Genomic DNA, 18,275 nt, shown 5'->3' with positions numbered 1-18,275 from the left:
TGTTATTCAACAGGTTCACTGACACATTGCAGTGGGTGGCCCGCCTTGTGGGCGGCGTCAAGCACTTGTTCCACCTTGGTGGCCGCCACGTCGCGGGAATACACCCCGCAGACGCCTTTGCCATCGAGATGGATCTTCAACATGATCTGGGTGGCTTGTTCGCGGTCCTTGCTGAAAAATTCCTGCAGCACCACGATGACAAACTCCATGGGGGTGTAGTCATCATTGAGCATGACCACCTGGTACATCTGCGGCGGCTTGGTTTTTTGCGTGCGCCTTTCGAGCACGACCGAACCGCCATCATCCCGCGCAGGCCGGGTCACCGGCGGCGCGGTGGGGGGTGAAGGTGGTTTTGTTGCCATGAAAATCATTCTAGCGATCCCCGCGGGCCGCTGCCGCCTGAGAAATCTGGTGTTGATCTGGTAATTTTCAAGCTATCGCCCAAGCGACGCACTGCGCTGCGCTTTGGGCGGAGCGGTTCATTCATAAACCACCGTGGCCGAGCCACTGCCAGCCTGCGCCATCCACGCGGCCAAAGCGGCATCGGTGGGGTAGAACCGGGCGCTCTCGCCCAGTTGCAACTCCGCAACCGCCGCGGCATCCGGCGCCGTGCAGCGCACGCCCATGCGCACCCGCAGGCCATGCACCAGTTCCCCTTCCGGGACCTCTTCCCGGCGCGCAGGAAACTCCTTGACCAGGCGGTGCACGTCCGGCCCCTTGTCCGCGACAGTGACATGCAGATACTTGCCGAACCGGCATCGAGCACCGGCAAGGTCCCATATCTGCTGAACCTTGACGCGCAGGCCGCCGCTGAAATGGTCCAGTTGCAGCCGCCCCATCATCACCACGAACTCGTCTTCCTTGAGCTGGTTGCGATAGGTATTGAGGAGAGCCTCGTCAGCCGAGGCTTCAATGACGCCCGATTTGTCATCCAGCCGGAACAGCCCCAACTTGCCGCGCTGGCCATTGATGACCCGAAAATCGCTGATGATGCCAGCGAGCACTTGCGGCTCGCGGCTGTCGAGAAGCTCGTCGATGGGCGTGCGCACAAAACGGCGCACCTCGGACGCCACTTCATCGAACAGATGGCCCGACAAGTAAAACCCGATGGCAGTTTTCTCCTGGGTCAGCCGCTCCTTGATCCCCCAGGGCACAGCGTCCACCAGATCGGGCTCCTGGGTGCTCGACCCATGGGCGTCGTCGCCCATCATGTCGAACAACCCCCCCTGGTTCACGTTGGCCAAGGTGGCGGCAGCGAAATCGAACGCCCGGTCGATGGAAGCCACGAGGGCGGCGCGATTGAGGTGGATTGAGTCAAACGCCCCGGCCTTGATCAAGGCCTCGACGGTGCGCTTGTTCATGCGTGCCTTGTCCACACGCACGCAAAAGTCAAAAAGACTCTTGAACGGCCCTTTGGTGGAGCCCTGGGGGCCTTCGCCCCTCCCCTCGCGAGCCGCCACCAGCGCCTCGATGGCCTGCTGGCCCGTGCCCTTCACGGCGCCCAGGCCATAGCGGATGACCTTGTCTGTCACCGGCTCGAAGCGGTAGTTGCCGCGGTTGACATCCGGCGGCTCGAAGGTCATGCCGAAGTGCTTGACGGCGTCTTCGTACAGCACCTTGAGCTTGTCGGTGTCGTCCATTTCCACCGTCATGTTCGCGCAGTAGAACTCGGCGGTGTAGTGCACCTTGAGCCAGCCCGTGTGGTAGGCCAGCAGCGAGTACGCGGCCGCGTGCGACTTGTTGAAGCCGTAGCCCGCGAACTTCTCCATCAGGTCGAACACCTCGTCGGCCTTTTCCTGGCTGATGCCCTTCTCGGCAGCCCCCTTGCGGAAGATGGCGCGGTGCTCGGCCATTTCCTCGGCCTTCTTCTTGCCCATGGCCCGACGCAGCATGTCGGCGCCGCCCAGGCTGTAGCCACCCAGCACCTGGGCGGTCTGCATCACCTGCTCCTGATAGACCATGATCCCGTAGGTCTCCGCCAGCACCGGCTCCACCAAGGGGTGTGGGTAGATCACCTCCTCCTTGCCGTGCTTGCGGTTCACGAAGCTGGGGATCAGGTCCATGGGACCCGGGCGGTATAGCGCGTTGAGGGCGATCAGGTCTTCCAGACGGCTCGGGCGCGCCTCTTTCAGCATGCCCTGCATGCCGCGGCTTTCAAACTGGAACACGGCCTCGGTCTTGCCTTCGGAGAAGAGGCGGTAGGTGGGACCGTCGTCCAGGGGGATGTTCTCGAACGCAAAGTTCTCCTGGCCCTTGTGGCGCTTCATGATGAACTCGCGCGCAATCTCCAGGATGGTGAGCGTGGCCAGGCCCAGAAAGTCGAACTTCACCAGGCCGATGGCTTCCACGTCGTCCTTGTCGTACTGGCTCACGGCCGATTCGCTGCCAGGCTGCTGGTACAGCGGGCAGAAATCGGTGAGCTTGCCCGGCGCAATCAGCACGCCCCCGGCGTGCATGCCGATGTTGCGCGTCATGCCCTCGAGCTTTTGCGCCATCTCGATGATGGTCTTGACGTCTTCTTCCTTCTGGACCCGCTCGTACAGCAGAGGCTCCAGCTCCAGCGCATAGTTGTTCTTGTCGCCCTCTTTCTTCACCTCCGGCGGGTAGGCCAGCGTGTACGACATGCCGGGCTTGCCCGGCACCAGCTTGGAGATGCCGTCGCAGAAGGTGTAGCTCATATCCATGACGCGGCCCACGTCGCGGATGGCCGCCTTGGCTGCCATGGTGCCGAAGGTGGCGATCTGGCTTACGGCGTTCTTGCCGTACTTGTCCTTCACGTAGTCGATCACGCGGTCGCGGTTGCTCTGGCAGAAGTCGATGTCGAAGTCGGGCATCGACACCCGCTCGGGGTTCAGGAATCGCTCGAACAGCAGGTTGTACTGCAACGGGTCCAGGTCAGTGATCTTGAGTGCATAGGCCACGAGCGATCCAGCGCCGGAGCCGCGGCCCGGCCCCACCGGACAGCCGTTGTTCTTGGCCCACTGGATGAAGTCGCCCACGATCAGGAAGTACCCCGGGAAACCCATCTTCAGGATGGTGCCCAGTTCGAACTCCAGCCGCTCCACGTAACGCGGACGCTGCTTCTCCCGCTCGGCCTCGTCAGGAAAGAGGTGCTTCAGGCGCTCCTCCAGCCCCTCGAACGACGCAAACCGGAAATACTCGTCAATGGGCATGCCGTTGGGCGTGGGGAAATCCGGCAACTGGGGCTTGCCCAGCACCAGGGTGAGGTTGCAGCGCTGCGCAATCTCCAGCGTGTTCTCGATGGCTGAAGGCACATCGGCGAACAGTGCCTGCATCTCGGCAGAGGATTTGAAGTACTGGTCCCGCGTGAACTTGCGCACACGGCGGGGATTGGCCAGGATCTCACCCTCTGCGATGCAGATGCGCGCCTCGTGCGCCTCGTAGTCATCCGGCGTTGCAAACTGCACCGGATGGGTGGCTACCACCGGCAGGTTCAAGCGCGCGGCCAGCTGCGCGGCGGCAATCACATGGCTCTCGTCGTCCACGCGTCCTGCGCGTTGCAACTCGATGTAAAACCGGTGAGGAAACAGCCCAGCCAAGCGCAGCGCCACGTCGGCGGCGCCCGCCTCGTCGCCCTTCAGGAGGGCCTGCCCTACCGGCCCCACCTGTGCTCCAGCCAGCGCGATCAGCCCATCGGAGAGCTCCTGCAACCATTCCCACTTGCACAGGGCCAGGTTCTTGACCACATTGCGCGTCCACGCCCGCGCCAGCAGCTCGGACAGGTGAAGGTAGCCCTGACGGTTCTGCACCAGCAGAATCATCCGAGACGGCGCAGCGCCGCCCTCGCCTTCCAGGAATATCTCCGCCCCCAGGACAGGCTTGACCCCTTTGCCCCGCGCTTCCTTGTAAAACTTGATCGCCCCAAAAAGATTGTTGAGATCGGTGATGGCCAGCGCTGGCTGTCCATCCTTGGCGGCCGCCTTGGCCACCTCATCGATGCGATTGGTACCGTCGACGACGGAAAATTCGGTGTGCAGGCGCAAGTGAACAAACATGGCTGGCATTGTAGAAACCCTGGGTCACCCTCCCTGCCTCCGACCATCACTTCGCTGCGGGGGCAGAGGGGGCTCCGCCGGCACGCCTCAGCCTCACCTCCGCCGGGTTCGCAACGCCCCTAAAGGGGCTCCGAAGAGCATCACCGCCGCCAGTACAATGCCCTTTGCGCCCCGGAACCTGGCGGCGCGCCTGGCGCCTCGGACCCGCCGATGTCCCGCACCTTTGTTCCTCTTTTGCTGAAAGCTGCTTGCGATGCTGCGTGCCCCCCTGCCCTTCGTTACTGCCTTGCTGGCTGCCGGTCTGCTGGCGGGCTGCTCCACCACCAGTGAAGACAAAACGGCGAATTGGAGCCCCAACCGCATCCATTCAGAAGCGAAGGACGAGATCAACAGCGGTGCGTACGACAAGGCAGTCCCCCTGCTGGAGAAGCTGGAAGGCCGCGCCGCCGGCACCCCCCTGGCCCAGCAAGCGCAGATCGACAAGGCTTACGCGCACTACAAGGCCGGCGAAAAGGCACAGGCCGTCGCCACCCTGGACCGTTTCATGAAGCTGCATCCCGCCAGCCCTGCACTGGACTACGCGCTTTATCTGAAGGGCCTGGTGAACTTCAACGACAACCTGGGCCTGTTCTCGTTCATCTCGCGCCAGGATTTGTCCGAGCGCGACCAGAAAGCCGCCAAGGATTCGTTCGAGGCCTTCAGCGAACTGGCGACCCGGTTCCCCGAGTCCCGCTATGCACAGGATGCGCGCCAGCGCATGACCTACATCGTGAACTCGCTGGCCCAGTACGAGGTCCACGTGGCCCGCTACTACTTCCAGCGGGGTGCCTATGTCGCCGCCATCAGCCGCGCCCAGGTGGCGTTGGCCGACTACCAGGGTGTGCCTGCACTGGAAGAGGCGCTGTACATCCTGATCCAGTCCTACGACGCCCTCGGCATGACCCAGCTGCGAGACGATGCGCGTCGCGTCATGGATACCTCCTACCCCCAAAGCGCCTACCTGCGCGAAGGTTTCAAGGGCAAGGCAGATCCGTGGTGGAAGTTCTGGTAAGCGCCTGAAGAGCCCTATCAAACTCCTGTGGTGACTCCAGCCGCCGCATCGGCGGTAACGCCGCGAGCAAGCGCTTGCCATAGCCCATGGTGACCAGGCGGGTGTCTCCCACCACCAGGATCCCCTGATCGGATTCCCGCCGTATCAGCCGCCCGGCCCCCTGCTTGAGCGCAACGGCCGCCTCGGGCAATGCGTAAGAAGTGAACGCTTTTCCACCCGACTTTTCAATGCGCTGCGTGTACGCCTCTACCAGCGGGTCCCCAGGCGGCGGAAAAGGGAGCTTGTCGATGATCACCAATTGCAAGGCGTCGCCCGGCACGTCGAAGCCCTCCCAGAACGTCGCCGACGCCACCAGGATGCAGCCTGGCTGACCATGCGCACTGCCTTCGCGAAAGCGTTGCATCAGCCGGCGCTTGGGCCACTCGCCCTGCACAAGCACTTCCAGCTCACCCGAAGCCGCAAACTGGGCGTGCAGCGCATCGCCAATCCCTCGCAGGGCCTTGAGGGTGGTCGTCAAGACAAGGGTACGCCCCCCTAGTTGCGCCGCGGCTTGGGAAATCCATTGGGCCAGAGCGCCACTGTGCGAAGGGTCAACCGGCGGCGGCAAGTGCCGCGGCACGTACAGGGCCGCCTGGGACGCATAGTCAAAAGGGCTGGCAACCCGCAATATCTTTGCATCCTGCAACCCGGCGCGCTCGGTGAACCAGCTCAGTTTTTCATCATCGCCCAAGGTGGCTGAGGTGAAGATCCAGGATCTGCCCGGGCCTGCGGCAGGCGCCTGAGGCCAGCCGTCTTCGCCCACGGCTTGCGGTGGCGCGGCCATCAGCCGGGTGCGCATGGCCTCGGCGATGTCGAGCGGGGACTCAACCAGGCGCAATTGCGAGCCCACGTCGAGCCACCGCACAGCGTCCGGGCTCCCCGCCCCATCAAAATGGGCCAGGCGCGCCAGCAACTCACTCCCGCGTTCGTACAGGCGCTCCAGTTCGGGGGCCGTTTCGCTGACCGCGTCGAGTGCCGCCTGCCCCTGTGCACAGGCGAGCGCCAAGCGGCGAATAGCAGCCCGCCACGCTTCGGGCTGGGTACCTTCGGGCGCTTCATCCGTCCAGCGCAGCTTGGTACCCGCCCGCAACTCGCCGACCACCAGGCGCAGGTCGCGGGCAGCCAGGTCCACGTTGTTGGCCAGACCCACCCAATCCGCCATGCCCCTAGCCCGCTGCAGACCAGCCGCCAGCATGTCCTTGCCGAAGTCCATCAGTTGGCCCGTGGAAAGTGACAGGCCCAGAAACTGCACGCCCGTTTCGCTGATCTGGTGCGCCTCGTCGAACACCACCACCCGCACGGTCGGCAAAAGCTCGGCCATGCCGGACTCGCGGACCGCCACATCGGCAAAAAAAAGATGGTGGTTGATGACCACAATGTCCGCCGCCAGGGCTTCCCGCCGCGCCTGGTGGACATGGCATTCACGGAATTTCGGGCAGGCAGAGCCGAGGCAGTTTTCACGGGTGGAAGTGACCAGCGGCAGCACGGGCGAGCGTTCATCCAGTCCCGTCAGCTCGGCCAGATCGCCCGCTTGTGTGCGGCGCGACCACTCCTCGACCTTGGACAGCACGCGGGCAACACCTGGCTCGCGGGCCGAAATGTCCTGGCGCGCGAGCTCCATCCGGTGCAGACAAAGATAGCTTGCGCGGCCCTTGAGAAGCGCCATGCGCACGGGCAGGCCGAGCACCTCAGCCAGCAGCGGCAGATCCCGTGAAAACAACTGGTCCTGCAGCGCCTTGGTGGCTGTCGACAGCAGCACCCGCTCGCCGCTCAGGAGGGCCGGTACGAGATAGGCAAAGGTCTTGCCAACGCCGGTCCCCGCCTCCACCACCAGGGCGCCACCGGCTTCGATGGTCTGCGCCACGGCCATGGCCATTTGCGTCTGGCCCTCACGGGGCACAAAACGGGCATCCGCCCGGGCCAGCATCCCGCCCGGCGCGAACACCTCCTGTACGCTCTCCACCAGCGACATCAGGCGGACTCGGGAGGTTGCAGATCACGCTCCAGCCGGTCCATGGCATCGCGCAGGACCAGGCGCCGCTTCTTCAGTCGGCGCAAGGCAAGGTCATGGGCCGCGCCTTCAGGCGCACGCAGGTCGATCAACGCGTCCAGCTCGGCATGCTCGATGCGCAGCGCGATAAGTTGCCGGAGCGGATGGTGAAGGCTGGGGGTGGTCAAGGCAGGGGCGGCCATGGCAAAAATGCCACAGGCGGCCTGATAATACGCGTTCATCCCATATTGCGCGACAGCCGCGTGCGCGTGCGCCCCACAATCACCAGCATGACCAAAGCCTTTCGCCTCATCGCGTCCACCGGCATCCACAAAGGTGACCGGGAGTACCAGCAAGACCAGGTGACCTTGATCTCGCATCCCCGGCACAACGGGTGCGTGCTGGGCGTCATTGCCGATGGCATGGGGGGGCGAAGCGGGGGACGCAAAGCTTCTGATCAGGTCATGATGACTGCGCGCCAGCTGTTCGAGCGCTACTCCCCCGACACCGACGACCCGGTCGCAATGCTCAAGAGCATGGTCGAAGAGGCCCACATCGTGATCCGCTTGACAGCCATCTCTGCCGAGCAGGAGCCCCACAGCACGATTGCGGCGTTCCTCATCAATCCGCGTGGCGACTGCCATTGGGTGCACGCGGGCGACTCGCGCATCTACCATTTCCACGGTGCCCGGATGGTGTTCCGCACCAGCGACCACTCGTATGTTCAAGCGCTGGTGGACCGCGGCGAGCTCACCGAGGCGGAAGCCAACAACCATCCGCATTCCAACATTCTGGTGGGTTGCCTGGGCACCGAAAGCGATCCGCCCGTCACCACGCACGTGATCCCGCAACTACAGCCCGGCGACGTGCTGATGGCCTGCAGCGACGGCGTGTGGCATTACTTCTCCCCCACCGAACTGGGGTCGGTGGTGGACGCCCTTTCCCCCCGGGAGGCTACGGAATTCCTGATCGAGAAGGCGCGCTCCCGGGCCCGCGGCGGCGGCGATAACTTGTCGCTGGTCATCGTCAAGATGGAAGCGCTGATCGAAGAAAAAAAGGTCGCAAGCCTCATTGGGCAGGACGCCGGACGGCCCTGAACTTGCAAGCAGGGGACGAATGAATCCGCCCCGGAAACGGGAAGCGCGGAGCCTCGCCCTACCCCACTGCAACTCGCCTACGAGGCACCCACGGCAGGCAAGGCGCTGGCTGCGCCCCCCACCAAGTCAAGCTACTCAGCGCGTAGCGGAGGCTGAAGGCAGAGGTGCGGCGGGCACCCGGCCCTGCGCTTGCGCTTCCGCCCGAGACTTCTCTACACGCGCCCTGCGTTCCTGGGCCGCCTGGAGCGTGCGAGCATGCCGCTCGCGCGCCTCGGCCGCACGCCGCGCATTCTCGGTCGTGTGCGCAGCCTGCTCCTGGGTTTGCTTTTGGACACGGCTGCGCTGCTCTTGCGCACGCTGGGCCGCGTCCCGCTCTCGCTGCGTCCCCATGTCGCCCTTTGTCGACCGTGGGTTGCTGCGCAAGACTGCAGCGTCACTGGAGGCTGGCAGCGGTGCAGGGGCCGCCCGCTGCCTCTCTTCGATGATCTTCAGCCGCTCTGCCGCTTTTTCCTTGCGCTCAGCGTCGTTGAGTTCGATCTCCTGCATCCGCAACCGCGCCTCGGCATCACGCACCCCTGCGCGAACGCGGCGCAAGCAGTCTTCCACAGCGAAGCGCTGGTAACAAGCCGACTCGTCCTGCTGCCGCTGGACCCGAAGAGCCTCACGCTCGCGCCGGATGCGTTCATGCTCCGCCGTACGCTGCTGCGCAGCGGCGGCAGCCGCAGTGGCGGCTGGCGGCTCGTGCGGCTCCTTGCTGGAGGGGGCCGCCTGCGAAAAAGCAGGCGCGGCCACGAGCCACGTACAGAGGGCTGCCGCTGCGCGGACGATGAAGGGCTTGGGGGTCATGTCAGTCCCGTGTCGACGGTGCGACGCTCCAGTGCCAGGAACTCCTGGGACTGCATTTCATTGAGCCGCGAAATTGTGCGCGGGAACTCGTGCGCCAGCGGCCCTTCGGTGTAGAGTTGCTCAGGCGGCACGGCGGCCGAGAGAATCAGCTTGACCCTGCGGTCATACAATACATCCACCAACCAGGTAAAACGCCGGGCCGGCGAAGCCATGCTCACGGGCAGGTACGGCACATCCGACAGCAGCACGGTGTGGAACTGCGTGGCGATTTCAAGGTAGTCGTTCTGCGAGCGCGGACCGCCGCACAGCGTCTTGAAATCGAACCAAACCACGCCGCCGGCCTTTCGGCGGGCACGAATTTCGCGCGCCTCAATGTGCAGCACCGGGTCTTCGTCGTGCACCTCCGCCAACTGATCAAAGGCCTCGGCCATCTCCGCATCGGCCTCAGGGCCGAGCGGCGTGTGGTAGAGCTTGACATGCTCCAGCGTGCGGCGGCGGTAGTCCGTGCCGTTGTCCACGTTCACCACTTCCAGCTTTTCGTTGAGCAGTGCAATCGCGGGCAGAATGCGATCGCGGTGCAGCCCATCGGGGTACAGTTCGTCCGGCTTGAAGTTCGAAGTCGTCACGAAACCCACACCGTTGTCGAACAGCGCCGCCAGCAAGCGGTGCAGGATCATGGCGTCGGTGATGTCGGCGACATGGAACTCATCAAAGCAGATGAGCTTGTAGCGCTTGGCAATGCGCGCGCCAAGCACGTCCAGCGGGTTCACCGTGCCCTGCAATGACGCCAGCTCGCGGTGCACCTCGCGCATGAACTCATGGAAGTGCAGCCGCACCTTGCGCTTCAGGGGCACGGCGTTGAAGAAGCACTCCATGAGGAAGCTCTTGCCGCGCCCCACGCCGCCGTACATGTACACGCCGCGGGGAACGTCTGGCCGGTTGATCAGCTTCTTGATCGCGTTGGAGCGCTGGGCCTTGTAGGCAGCCCAGTCATCGGCACAACGCTGCAGGGCGTCGACCGCGCGCAGTTGGGCGGGATCGCTTTGAAAGCCTTTGGCGGCCAGTTCGGCCAGGTAAGCCTGTTTGACAGTCACTGAAGGACGCCCATCTGATGCTATGAATTAAATAGCTATCAGCGCTTGACCATCAAGCGCTGAAGCCCATTTTTATTCAAAAGTTATCAGAAGTTCAGCGTACGCTTGTCCACGGCCAGGGCGGCTTCCTTGGTGGCTTCGCTCAAGCTGGGGTGCGCGTGGCAGATGCGCGCGATGTCTTCGCTGCTGGCCTTGAACTCCATGGCCACCACGGCTTCGGAGATCAGCTCGCTGGCCATGGGGCCCACGATGTGCACGCCCAGGATCTCGTCGGTCTCGGCATCGGCCAGCATCTTGACCATGCCGGTGGTGTCGCCCAGCGCGCGCGCGCGGCCGTTGGCCAGGAACGGGAAGCTGCCGGCCTTGTATTTGACGCCATCGGCCTTGAGTTGCTGCTCGGTGCGACCCACCCAGGCGATCTCGGGGCTGGTGTAGATCACCCAGGGGATGGTGTTGAAGTTCACGTGACCGTGCTGGCCGGCAATGCGCTCGGCCACGGCAACGCCCTCTTCCTCGGCCTTGTGCGCCAGCATCGGGCCGCGCACCACATCGCCAACGGCCCACACGCCAGGCAGGTTGGTCTTGCAATCGCCGTCCACCACGATGGCGCCGCGCTCGTCGAGCTGCAGGCCCACGGCTTCAGTGTTCAGGCCGATGGTGTTGGGCACGCGGCCGATGGAGACGATGAGCTTGTCCACGTCCAGCGACTGGGCTTCGCCCTTGGCATTGGTGTAGGCGATGGAAACGCCCTTCTTGCCGGTCTTGATCTCGCCGACCTTCACGCCCAGCTCGATCTTCAGGCCCTGCTTGTCGAAGGCCTTCTTGGCTTCCTTGGCGATCTGCTCGTCCACCGCACCCAGGAACGTGGGCAGACCTTCAAGGATGGTGACGTCCGCACCCAGGCGGCGCCAAACGGAACCCATTTCCAGGCCGATCACGCCCGAGCCGATCAGGCCGAGCTTCTTGGGCACCGCGCCCACGCGCAGAGCGCCGTCATTGGAGAGGACATTCTCTTCGTCGAAGGGCACGCCAGGCAGCGCACGGGCGTTGGAACCCGTGGCGATGATGATCTGCTTGGCCGAAAGCGTTTCTTCGGCGGCGCCGGTCACCTTGATCTCGTACGCGCCTTCAGCGGCCTTCACGAAAGAACCGCGGCCGTGGAAGAAACTGACCTTGTTCTTCTTGAACAGGTAAAGGATGCCGTCGTTGTTCTGCTTCACGACCGTGTCCTTGCGGGCGATCATCTTGGCCACGTCGATCTTGACGTCGCTGGCGGTGATGCCGTGGTCGGCGAAGTGCTTGTTGGCGTGCTCGAAATGCTCGGACGACTGCAGCAGGGCCTTGGAAGGAATGCAGCCCACGTTCGTGCAGGTGCCTCCAGGAGCGGGGCCACCCTTCTCGTTCTTCCACTCGTCGATACAGGCCACATTGAAGCCCAGCTGGGCTGCGCGGATGGCGGCGATGTAGCCGCCGGGGCCGCCACCGATGACGATCACATCAAATTGTTTGCTCATGGGAAATCTCGTTCAGTCTGTTGGAGAAAGACCCACCGGCGGGCAGGACCAGAGGCCGGGCCACGCGGGTGGGTCGATGCAGTCAGGGGATCAGATGTCGAACAGCAGGCGCGACGGATCTTCCAGCGCGTCCTTCATCGCCACCAGGCCCAGCACGGCTTCGCGGCCGTCGATGATGCGGTGGTCGTAGGACATGGCCAGGTAGTTCATCGGGCGGATCACGATCTGGCCGTTCTCCACCACGGCACGGTCCTTGGTGGCGTGCACGCCCAGGATGGCCGACTGGGGCGGGTTGATGATGGGGGTGGACAGCATGGAGCCGAACGTGCCGCCGTTCGAGATCGAGAACGTGCCGCCGGTCATTTCTTCAATGCCCAGCTTGCCTTCGGCAGCCTTCTTGCCGAACTCGGCAATCTTCTTCTCGATGTCGGCGAAGCTCATCTGGTCTGCATTGCGCAGGATGGGCACCACCAGGCCGCGGGGCGAACCCACGGCGATACCGATGTCGAAGTAGCCGTGGTAGACGATGTCGTTGCCATCCACCGAAGCGTTCAGCACAGGGTACTTCTTGAGAGCGTGCACGGCAGCCTTCACAAAGAAGGACATGAAGCCCAGCTTGGTGCCATGTTCCTTGGTGAAGCTGTCCTGGAACTTCTTGCGCAGGTCCATCACCGGCGCCATGTTCACTTCGTTGAACGTGGTCAGGATGGCGTTGGTGGCTTGCGACTGCAGCAGACGCTCTGCCACGCGCGCGCGCAGGCGGCTCATCGGCACGCGCTGCTCGGGGCGACCGCTCAGGTCTTCCTTGCCAGCCGGTGCTGCCACCTGGGGCAGCGCCTTGGTCGGCACGCCGGTGGGGATCACGCTCGGAGCCGCAGAAGGCTTGGCGCCACCGGCCACGGCGGACAGCACGTCGCCCTTGGTCACCCGGCCGTCCTTGCCCGTGCCGGCCACGGCCGATGCGGACAGGTTGTTCTCAGCCAGGAGCTTGGCGGCGGCAGGCATGGCCACATCGCCCTTGGAACCGCCGGCAGCGGCAGGAGCCGCAGCGGCAGCAGGCGCCGTGGCGGGTGCAGCAGCAGGTGCTGCAGCGGGAGCGGCTGCACCGGCCTTGCCTTCGGTGTCGATCTTGGCGATGAGCTGGTCCGCCACCACGGTGGCGCCGTCGCCTTGCACGATTTCGGACAGCACGCCAGCGGCGGGCGCGGGCACTTCCAGCACGACCTTGTCGGTCTCGATTTCGATCAGGATCTCGTCCACGGCCACGGCTTCACCGGCCTTCTTCTTCCAGGTCAGCATGGTGGCTTCGGCCACGGATTCGGACAGCTGGGGGACTTTGACTTCTACGATAGCCATTTTGAATTCTTTCAGTAGGGTTCTGTTCTGTGTTCGTTCGGGTAGCTGGCCTTACTTGGTCAGGACAAAACCCTTGAGCTTGGCGAATGCAGCATCCACCAGCGCCTTTTGCTGCTCCTGGTGCAGATGGGCATAACCCACGGCAGGCGACGCAGAGGCGGCACGGCCGGCATAGCCCAGCTTCTGCCCTTCGAGCATGTTCTCGTGGATGTTGTGCTGGATGAAGAACCAGGCGCCCTGGTTTTGCGGCTCATCCTGGCACCACACGATGTCGGTGGCATTGGGGAACTTCTTGAGTTCGGCCGCAAAAGCCTTGTGCGGGAACGGGTAGAGCTGCTCCACGCGAATGATTGCCACGTCGTCGTCTTCACGCTCTGTGCGCTTCTTCACGAGGTCGTAGTACACCTTGCCAGAGCAGGCGATCACGCGCTTGACCTTGGCGGCCTTTTTCACGATGGCCTCGTCCTGCTCGGGGATCACCGTCTGGAAGCTGCCCTTGGTGAACTCGGACAGTGGCGAGGTGGCGTCCTTGTTCCGCAGCAGCGACTTCGGCGTCATGATGATCAGCGGCTTGCGCAGGTCGCGCACCATCTGGCGGCGCAGCACATGGAAGATCTGGCTGGCCGTGGTCGGCTGCACGATCTGCATGTTGGTGTCGGCCGCCAGCTGCATGAAGCGCTCCAGGCGGGCCGAGCTGTGCTCAGGGCCCTGGCCTTCGTAGCCGTGGGGCAGCATCAGCGTGATGCCGTTCACACGGCCCCACTTCACTTCGCCAGAGGCGATGAACTGGTCGATCACCACCTGGGCGCCGTTGGCGAAGTCGCCGAACTGAGCTTCCCAGATCACCAGGGTATTGGGATCGTTCGACGCATAGCCGTATTCGAAGCCGAGCACGGCCTCTTCCGACAGGATGGAGTCGATCACCACAAACGGAGCCTGGTTGTCGGCCACGTTCTGCAGCGGCACGTAGGTGCCGGTATCCCACTTTTCGCGCTTCTGGTCGTGGATGACGGCGTGGCGGTGCGTGAACGTGCCACGGCCGCAGTCTTCACCCGACAGGCGCACGGGATAGCCGCTGGCCACCAGCGACGCGAACGCCATGTGCTCGCCCATGCCCCAGTCCACCGGAATCTCGCCACGGCCCATGGCAGCGCGGTCGTCGTACACCTTCTTGACCAGTTGGTGCGGCGTCACGCTTTCGGGGATCGTCGTGATCTTCTCGGCCAGGCGTTTCCACTCGGCCAGAGGGATCGCCGTGTCGCCAGCGTCCGTCCACTTCTTGCCCAGGAACGGGCTCCAGTCCACGGCGTATTTGCTCTTGAAGTTGGTCAGCACAGGGTCCACCGTGTGCTTGCCAGCGTCCATGGCGGCGCGATAGGCCTTAACCATGTCGTCGCCCAGCGTCTCGCCCAGGCCTTGCGTGGCCAGCTTGTCAGCGTACAGCTTGCGCGTGCCGGGGTGAGCACCGATCTTCTTGTACATCAGCGGCTGGGTCAGGGCAGGCGTGTCCTGCTCGTTGTGGCCCAGCTTGCGGAAGCAGATGATGTCGACCACGACGTCCTTTTTGAACTCCATGCGGAATTCCAGGGCCAGCTGGGTGGCCAGGACCACGGCTTCGGGATCATCCCCGTTCACGTGCAGCACGGGCGACTCGACCATCTTGACGATGTCGGTGCAATACAGCGTCGAGCGCGCATCGCGCGGATCGGACGTGGTGAAGCCGATCTGGTTGTTGATGATGATGTGCACCGTGCCGCCGGTGGAGTAGCCACGCGTCTGGGCCAGCGCCAGGGTTTCCTGGTTCACGCCCTGGCCGGCAAAGGCAGCGTCGCCGTGCACCAGCACGGGCAGCACTTGCTTGCCGTGGGGGTCGGCACGGCGGTCCATGCGGGCGCGCACCGAGCCCTCGACCACGGGGTTCACGATTTCCAGGTGGGACGGGTTGAACGCCAGCGACAGGTGGACCGGGCCGCCGGGGGTCGTCACGTCGGAGCTGAAGCCCTGGTGGTACTTCACGTCGCCCGAGGGCAGGTCTTCAGGGGCCGTGTGGTCGAACTCGGCAAACAGGTCCTTGGGCATTTTGCCCAGGGAGTTCACCAGCACGTTCAAGCGGCCGCGGTGGGCCATGCCGATCACGATTTCCTGCACGCCTTTGGCGCCGGCGGACTGGATCAGCTCGTCCATGGCGGCAATGAAGCTCTCGCCCCCTTCGAGGGAGAAACGCTTCTGGCCGACGTATTTGGTGTGCAGGAATCGCTCCAGGCCTTCAGCGGCCGTGAGGCGGTCCAGGATGTGCTTCTTCTTTTCAGCGCCGAAATTGGGCTTGCTGCGAATGGTTTCGAGCTTTTCCTGCCACCAGCGCTTCTGGTTCTGCTCGGTGGCGTACATGTACTCGGCGCCGATGGAGCCGCAGTACGTTTCGCGCAGGGCGTTGATCAGCTCGCGCAGCGTCATGGACTCTTTGCCGAAGAAGGTGTTGCTGGTGTTGAACACCACTTCCTGGTCGGCATCGCTGAAGCCGTAGAAGGAAGGCTCGAGCTCGGGGATTGCGGGGCGCTCTGTGCGCTTGAGCGGGTCCAGGTCGGCCCAGCGCTGGCCTACATTGCGGTAAGCGGCGATCAGTTGCTGAACGGCGGTGCGCTTGCGGCCCAGTTCAGAATCTGCGCCGGTGGCCACGACAACCTTGGTGCCGCCCTGCTTGGCGCGCTCGGCAAAGGCATTGATGACGGGCAGGTGGGGAACGTCCTTGGCATTGCTGCCATCCACCGCAGGCACATTTTGAAGTGCGTCAAAGTACTCGCGCCAGTTGTCTGGCACGCTACCCGGGTTGGCAAGGTAGTTTTCGTACATCTCTTCGACATAGGGCGCATTGCCGCCGAAGAGGTAGGTGTTGCCTTGGTAGGCTTGATAGACGGATGTCGTATCGCTCATATTCCGCTGACCTCCGCTTTCCTTGAGAAAGCATTAGCTGGTTGAGAAAACCTTCCGCGACACGGCTGAACCGGTTGGCGGATGCGACTGTGGCTGGGGAAGGGCCTGGGTTGCGGGCGCCATTGTGCCACTGATCCGCCGCCCACCCAACTTGGCAGTTCTTTCGGGTTCACAAAAGTACCCGACAGCCGTAGCACGGCACACGCCACGCCGAGGGGATGCTTGCATCCCTTCGCGAGGAAGATAGTGCGATCAGAGTAGGCCGCAAGACGCCTTTTGGCAACCAACGGCCGGCTACCGACAAGCAAATTGACACAGCGAACCGCCCAGGCACGCCATCACCGACCTTGAGCACTGACTGCAGGGAGTTAGGCAGGCCATCCCTTACATTGCGGGTATCCCATCGCTACGCACAACATGACACCCGCCCACCTCCAGTCCAAAGCCTTCCTTCTCCTGCTGATCCTGGTCACCATCGCCTTCGGCGCCATCCTCTGGCAATTCCATGGAGCAGTCTTTTGGGGCGTGATCCTGGCCATCCTGTTTGCCCCCCTGCATCGCAAGCTGCTGCGGCGCATGCCGCGGCGTACCAACCTGGCAGCGCTGAGCACTCTGGGCCTGTGTCTGGTGATCGTGATCTTGCCCATGACGGCCATCACGATCTCTCTGATCCAGGAAGCCACAGTGGTGTACGAACGCGTGCGCTCCGGACAACTCAACTTCGGCCTTTACCTGCAACAAGTCATTGCCGCCCTGCCCGCCTGGGCTGTGAATCTGCTGGAGCGCCTGAACTTGACCTCCGTCGCCGAACTGCAGGAAAAATTTTCGTCCGTTGCCGTGCAGGCCAGCCAGTTCGTGGCCGCCCAAGCCCTGAGCATTGGGCAGAACACCCTGGAGTTCGTGGTCAGCTTCGGCATCATGCTGTACCTGCTTTTCTTCCTGCTGCGCGACGGAAACCGCTTGGCCCTGCGCATCGGGCAAGCGACGCCGCTGGATGACGCCCACAAGCGTCAACTCGTTGACAAGTTCACGACGGTCATCCGCGCCACGGTCAAAGGCAACATCGTGGTGGCCGCCTCACAGGGCGCCTTGGGCGGGCTGATCTTCTGGATCCTCGGCATTCAGGGGCCGGTGCTATGGGGCGTGCTGATGGCTTTCCTGTCATTGCTCCCTGCCGTGGGCGCAGGGCTTATCTGGCTGCCCGTGGCCATCTATTTCATTGCTACAGGCGGTGTGTGGCAGGGCGTGATCCTCATTGCCTATGGCGTCTTCGTCATCGGCCTCGTTGACAATGTTCTGCGCCCTATCCTGGTCGGCAAGGACACAAAAATGCCGGACTACGTCGTCCTGATCTCGACCCTGGGTGGCATGGCATTGTTCGGCTTGACCGGCTTCGTCATCGGCCCGGTGATCGCTGCGCTGTTCATTGCGACCTGGGACCTGTTTGCACCAAGCGTGGACAACCACTCATCCCCGCCCTGAATCCGGACAAAGAAAAAGGCCCTGTATTGCTACAGGGCCTTGAATGGATGGTAGGACGTACAAGATTCGAACTTGTGACCAACGGATTAAAAGTCCGCTGCTCTACCAACTGAGCTAACGTCCCAACCGATGCATCAATCTACCGATTGCTGCAAAGCCTTGAATTATAGCGTCTTTTTTGGACCGAACCTGGAATCGGTTGCAAGTTTGTCGAGCACCCAGCCGGCGGCGCATTGACCGAACGTTGCAGTCACCGAAACGACAGACCCATAGCCATGGCAGTTGAGTGAGCCATCGCCCGCGATATTGCAGGAAGCGTCGGGTGGTGCCACAGCCTCTCTGCTGAAAACGCAGGCTACGCCAATCCGCTTGCCTTCGCGCGGTGCACCGTGGTGTTTGCGCATCTGATAGCGCAACTGGGCCAGCAGAGGATCGTGGGTCGTTTGCGAGAGATCGTCCACGTCGACCTTGTGCGCGTGTTTTTTTCCACCAGCAGCACCCACCGCAATGTGCAGGACTTTGGCCGAGAGCGCCCAAGCTGCCACAGCCACCTTGGCCCGCATTTGGTCGCACGCATCGATCACCGCATCAACGGGCATGCTCAGGAGTTGAGGCCAGTTCCCGGGCTCCACAAACTCCTCAATGCAGTGGACCTTGCACCCGGGATGAATCTGCGCGATGCGATCCCGCATGGCCAGGACTTTTGCCTGCCCCACAGTGTCTGTGAGCGCATGAATTTGGCGGTTGATGTTGGACTCCGCCACGTGATCCAGGTCGATCAGTGTCAACTGGGACACGCCACTTCGCGCAAGAGCCTCAGCGGCCCAGGACCCGACCCCTCCGATGCCAATCACGGCCA

13 protein-coding genes and 1 tRNA gene are annotated in these 18,275 nt (G+C 63.2%); 3 read left to right on the top strand and 11 right to left on the bottom strand.

The features are described 5' to 3' along the window. Nucleotides 1-2 precede the first annotated feature (2 nt). A complete protein-coding gene (gene clpS, locus MRY84_RS15290; protein WP_291506563.1) occupies nt 3-371 on the bottom strand; it encodes an ATP-dependent Clp protease adapter ClpS in 369 nt (122 codons plus the stop codon). A gap of 108 nt (nt 372-479) precedes the next feature. Next, nucleotides 480-4,016, bottom strand: a complete 3,537-nt coding sequence (gene dnaE / locus MRY84_RS15285) for a DNA polymerase III subunit alpha (protein ID WP_291506562.1) — start codon at nt 4,014-4,016, stop codon at nt 480-482. 253 nt (nt 4,017-4,269) lie between these two features. Here dnaE and MRY84_RS15280 point away from each other — a divergent pair, with 253 nt between their 5' ends. Further along, nucleotides 4,270-5,067 (top strand): outer membrane protein assembly factor BamD, encoded by a 798-nt coding sequence (locus tag MRY84_RS15280; protein WP_291506561.1) that lies wholly within the window; start codon nt 4,270-4,272, stop codon nt 5,065-5,067. On the opposite strand, the gene MRY84_RS15275 is transcribed toward MRY84_RS15280, so the two are convergent. Next, nucleotides 5,030-7,078: an ATP-dependent DNA helicase gene (locus tag MRY84_RS15275; RefSeq protein ID WP_291506560.1), complete on the bottom strand. Its 2,049-nt coding sequence runs from the start codon at nt 7,076-7,078 to the stop codon at nt 5,030-5,032. The two genes, MRY84_RS15280 and MRY84_RS15275, sit on opposite strands and share 38 nt — an antisense overlap. After that, nucleotides 7,078-7,299 (bottom strand): YdcH family protein, encoded by a 222-nt coding sequence (locus MRY84_RS15270; protein ID WP_291506559.1) that lies wholly within the window; start codon nt 7,297-7,299, stop codon nt 7,078-7,080. Before MRY84_RS15270 ends, MRY84_RS15275 begins: the two co-directional genes overlap by 1 nt. Nucleotides 7,300-7,386: 87 nt before the next feature. On the opposite strand from MRY84_RS15270, the gene MRY84_RS15265 reads away from it, so the two are divergent. Beyond that, nucleotides 7,387-8,193, top strand: a complete 807-nt coding sequence (locus MRY84_RS15265) for a protein phosphatase 2C domain-containing protein (RefSeq protein WP_291506558.1) — start codon at nt 7,387-7,389, stop codon at nt 8,191-8,193. A 135-nt stretch (nt 8,194-8,328) separates the two neighbouring features. Here MRY84_RS15265 and MRY84_RS15260 read toward each other — a convergent pair whose 3' ends face one another. The 5 genes from MRY84_RS15260 to MRY84_RS15240 all read right to left on the bottom strand — a co-directional run bounded on the left by MRY84_RS15260 (nt 8,329) and on the right by MRY84_RS15240 (nt 15,934). Then, the gene (locus MRY84_RS15260) at nt 8,329-9,039 is read right to left on the bottom strand and encodes a hypothetical protein (RefSeq protein WP_291506557.1); all 711 of its coding nucleotides are present in this window, start codon (nt 9,037-9,039) and stop codon (nt 8,329-8,331) included. After that, nucleotides 9,036-10,133, bottom strand: coding sequence for a cell division protein ZapE (zapE, locus tag MRY84_RS15255; protein ID WP_291506556.1), 1,098 nt, complete (start codon nt 10,131-10,133; stop codon nt 9,036-9,038). Before zapE ends, MRY84_RS15260 begins: the two co-directional genes overlap by 4 nt. Before the next feature lie 86 nt (nt 10,134-10,219). Beyond that, nucleotides 10,220-11,647 (bottom strand): dihydrolipoyl dehydrogenase, encoded by a 1,428-nt coding sequence (gene lpdA / locus MRY84_RS15250; protein WP_291506555.1) that lies wholly within the window; start codon nt 11,645-11,647, stop codon nt 10,220-10,222. A 90-nt stretch (nt 11,648-11,737) separates the two neighbouring features. Beyond that, the gene (odhB, locus tag MRY84_RS15245; RefSeq protein WP_291506554.1) at nt 11,738-13,003 is read right to left on the bottom strand and encodes a 2-oxoglutarate dehydrogenase complex dihydrolipoyllysine-residue succinyltransferase; all 1,266 of its coding nucleotides are present in this window, start codon (nt 13,001-13,003) and stop codon (nt 11,738-11,740) included. 51 nt (nt 13,004-13,054) lie between these two features. Continuing rightward, complete coding sequence (locus MRY84_RS15240; protein WP_291506553.1) at nt 13,055-15,934, bottom strand: 2-oxoglutarate dehydrogenase E1 component; 2,880 nt, start codon at nt 15,932-15,934, stop codon at nt 13,055-13,057. A 417-nt stretch (nt 15,935-16,351) separates the two neighbouring features. Between MRY84_RS15240 and MRY84_RS15235 the strand changes: the two genes are divergently transcribed. Further along, entirely contained in the window at nt 16,352-17,416 is a 1,065-nt protein-coding gene (locus tag MRY84_RS15235; RefSeq protein ID WP_291506552.1) for an AI-2E family transporter, read from the top strand. 48 nt (nt 17,417-17,464) lie between these two features. Here MRY84_RS15235 and MRY84_RS15230 read toward each other — a convergent pair. Together MRY84_RS15230 and MRY84_RS15225 are read right to left on the bottom strand one after the other, a co-directional pair. After that, a tRNA-Lys gene (locus MRY84_RS15230) sits at nt 17,465-17,540 on the bottom strand. A 40-nt stretch (nt 17,541-17,580) separates the two neighbouring features. Beyond that, nucleotides 17,581-18,275: tRNA threonylcarbamoyladenosine dehydratase (locus MRY84_RS15225; protein ID WP_291506551.1), on the bottom strand; the 695-nt coding region annotated here is incomplete at its 5' end.

The sequence above is a fragment of the Acidovorax sp. genome (assembly GCF_022763525.1).
Taxonomy (GTDB): domain Bacteria; phylum Pseudomonadota; class Gammaproteobacteria; order Burkholderiales; family Burkholderiaceae_C; genus Acidovorax.
Note: the sequence above shows the minus strand (reverse complement) of the source record. Positions and strands in the feature narration are given on the sequence as shown.

What these genes read in the sequence shown, in the direction of transcription:
- clpS (WP_291506563.1), bottom strand. Translation starts at nt 371, where the DNA reads ATGATTTTCATGGCAACAAAACCACCTTCACCCCCCACCGCGCCGCCG.
- dnaE (WP_291506562.1), bottom strand. Translation starts at nt 4,016, where the DNA reads ATGTTTGTTCACTTGCGCCTGCACACCGAATTTTCCGTCGTCGACGGT.
- MRY84_RS15280 (WP_291506561.1), top strand. Translation starts at nt 4,270, where the DNA reads ATGCTGCGTGCCCCCCTGCCCTTCGTTACTGCCTTGCTGGCTGCCGGT.
- MRY84_RS15275 (WP_291506560.1), bottom strand. Translation starts at nt 7,078, where the DNA reads ATGTCGCTGGTGGAGAGCGTACAGGAGGTGTTCGCGCCGGGCGGGATG.
- MRY84_RS15270 (WP_291506559.1), bottom strand. Translation starts at nt 7,299, where the DNA reads ATGGCCGCCCCTGCCTTGACCACCCCCAGCCTTCACCATCCGCTCCGG.
- MRY84_RS15265 (WP_291506558.1), top strand. Translation starts at nt 7,387, where the DNA reads ATGACCAAAGCCTTTCGCCTCATCGCGTCCACCGGCATCCACAAAGGT.
- MRY84_RS15260 (WP_291506557.1), bottom strand. Translation starts at nt 9,039, where the DNA reads ATGACCCCCAAGCCCTTCATCGTCCGCGCAGCGGCAGCCCTCTGTACG.
- lpdA (WP_291506555.1), bottom strand. Translation starts at nt 11,647, where the DNA reads ATGAGCAAACAATTTGATGTGATCGTCATCGGTGGCGGCCCCGGCGGC.
- odhB (WP_291506554.1), bottom strand. Translation starts at nt 13,003, where the DNA reads ATGGCTATCGTAGAAGTCAAAGTCCCCCAGCTGTCCGAATCCGTGGCC.
- MRY84_RS15240 (WP_291506553.1), bottom strand. Translation starts at nt 15,934, where the DNA reads ATGAGCGATACGACATCCGTCTATCAAGCCTACCAAGGCAACACCTAC.
- MRY84_RS15235 (WP_291506552.1), top strand. Translation starts at nt 16,352, where the DNA reads ATGACACCCGCCCACCTCCAGTCCAAAGCCTTCCTTCTCCTGCTGATC.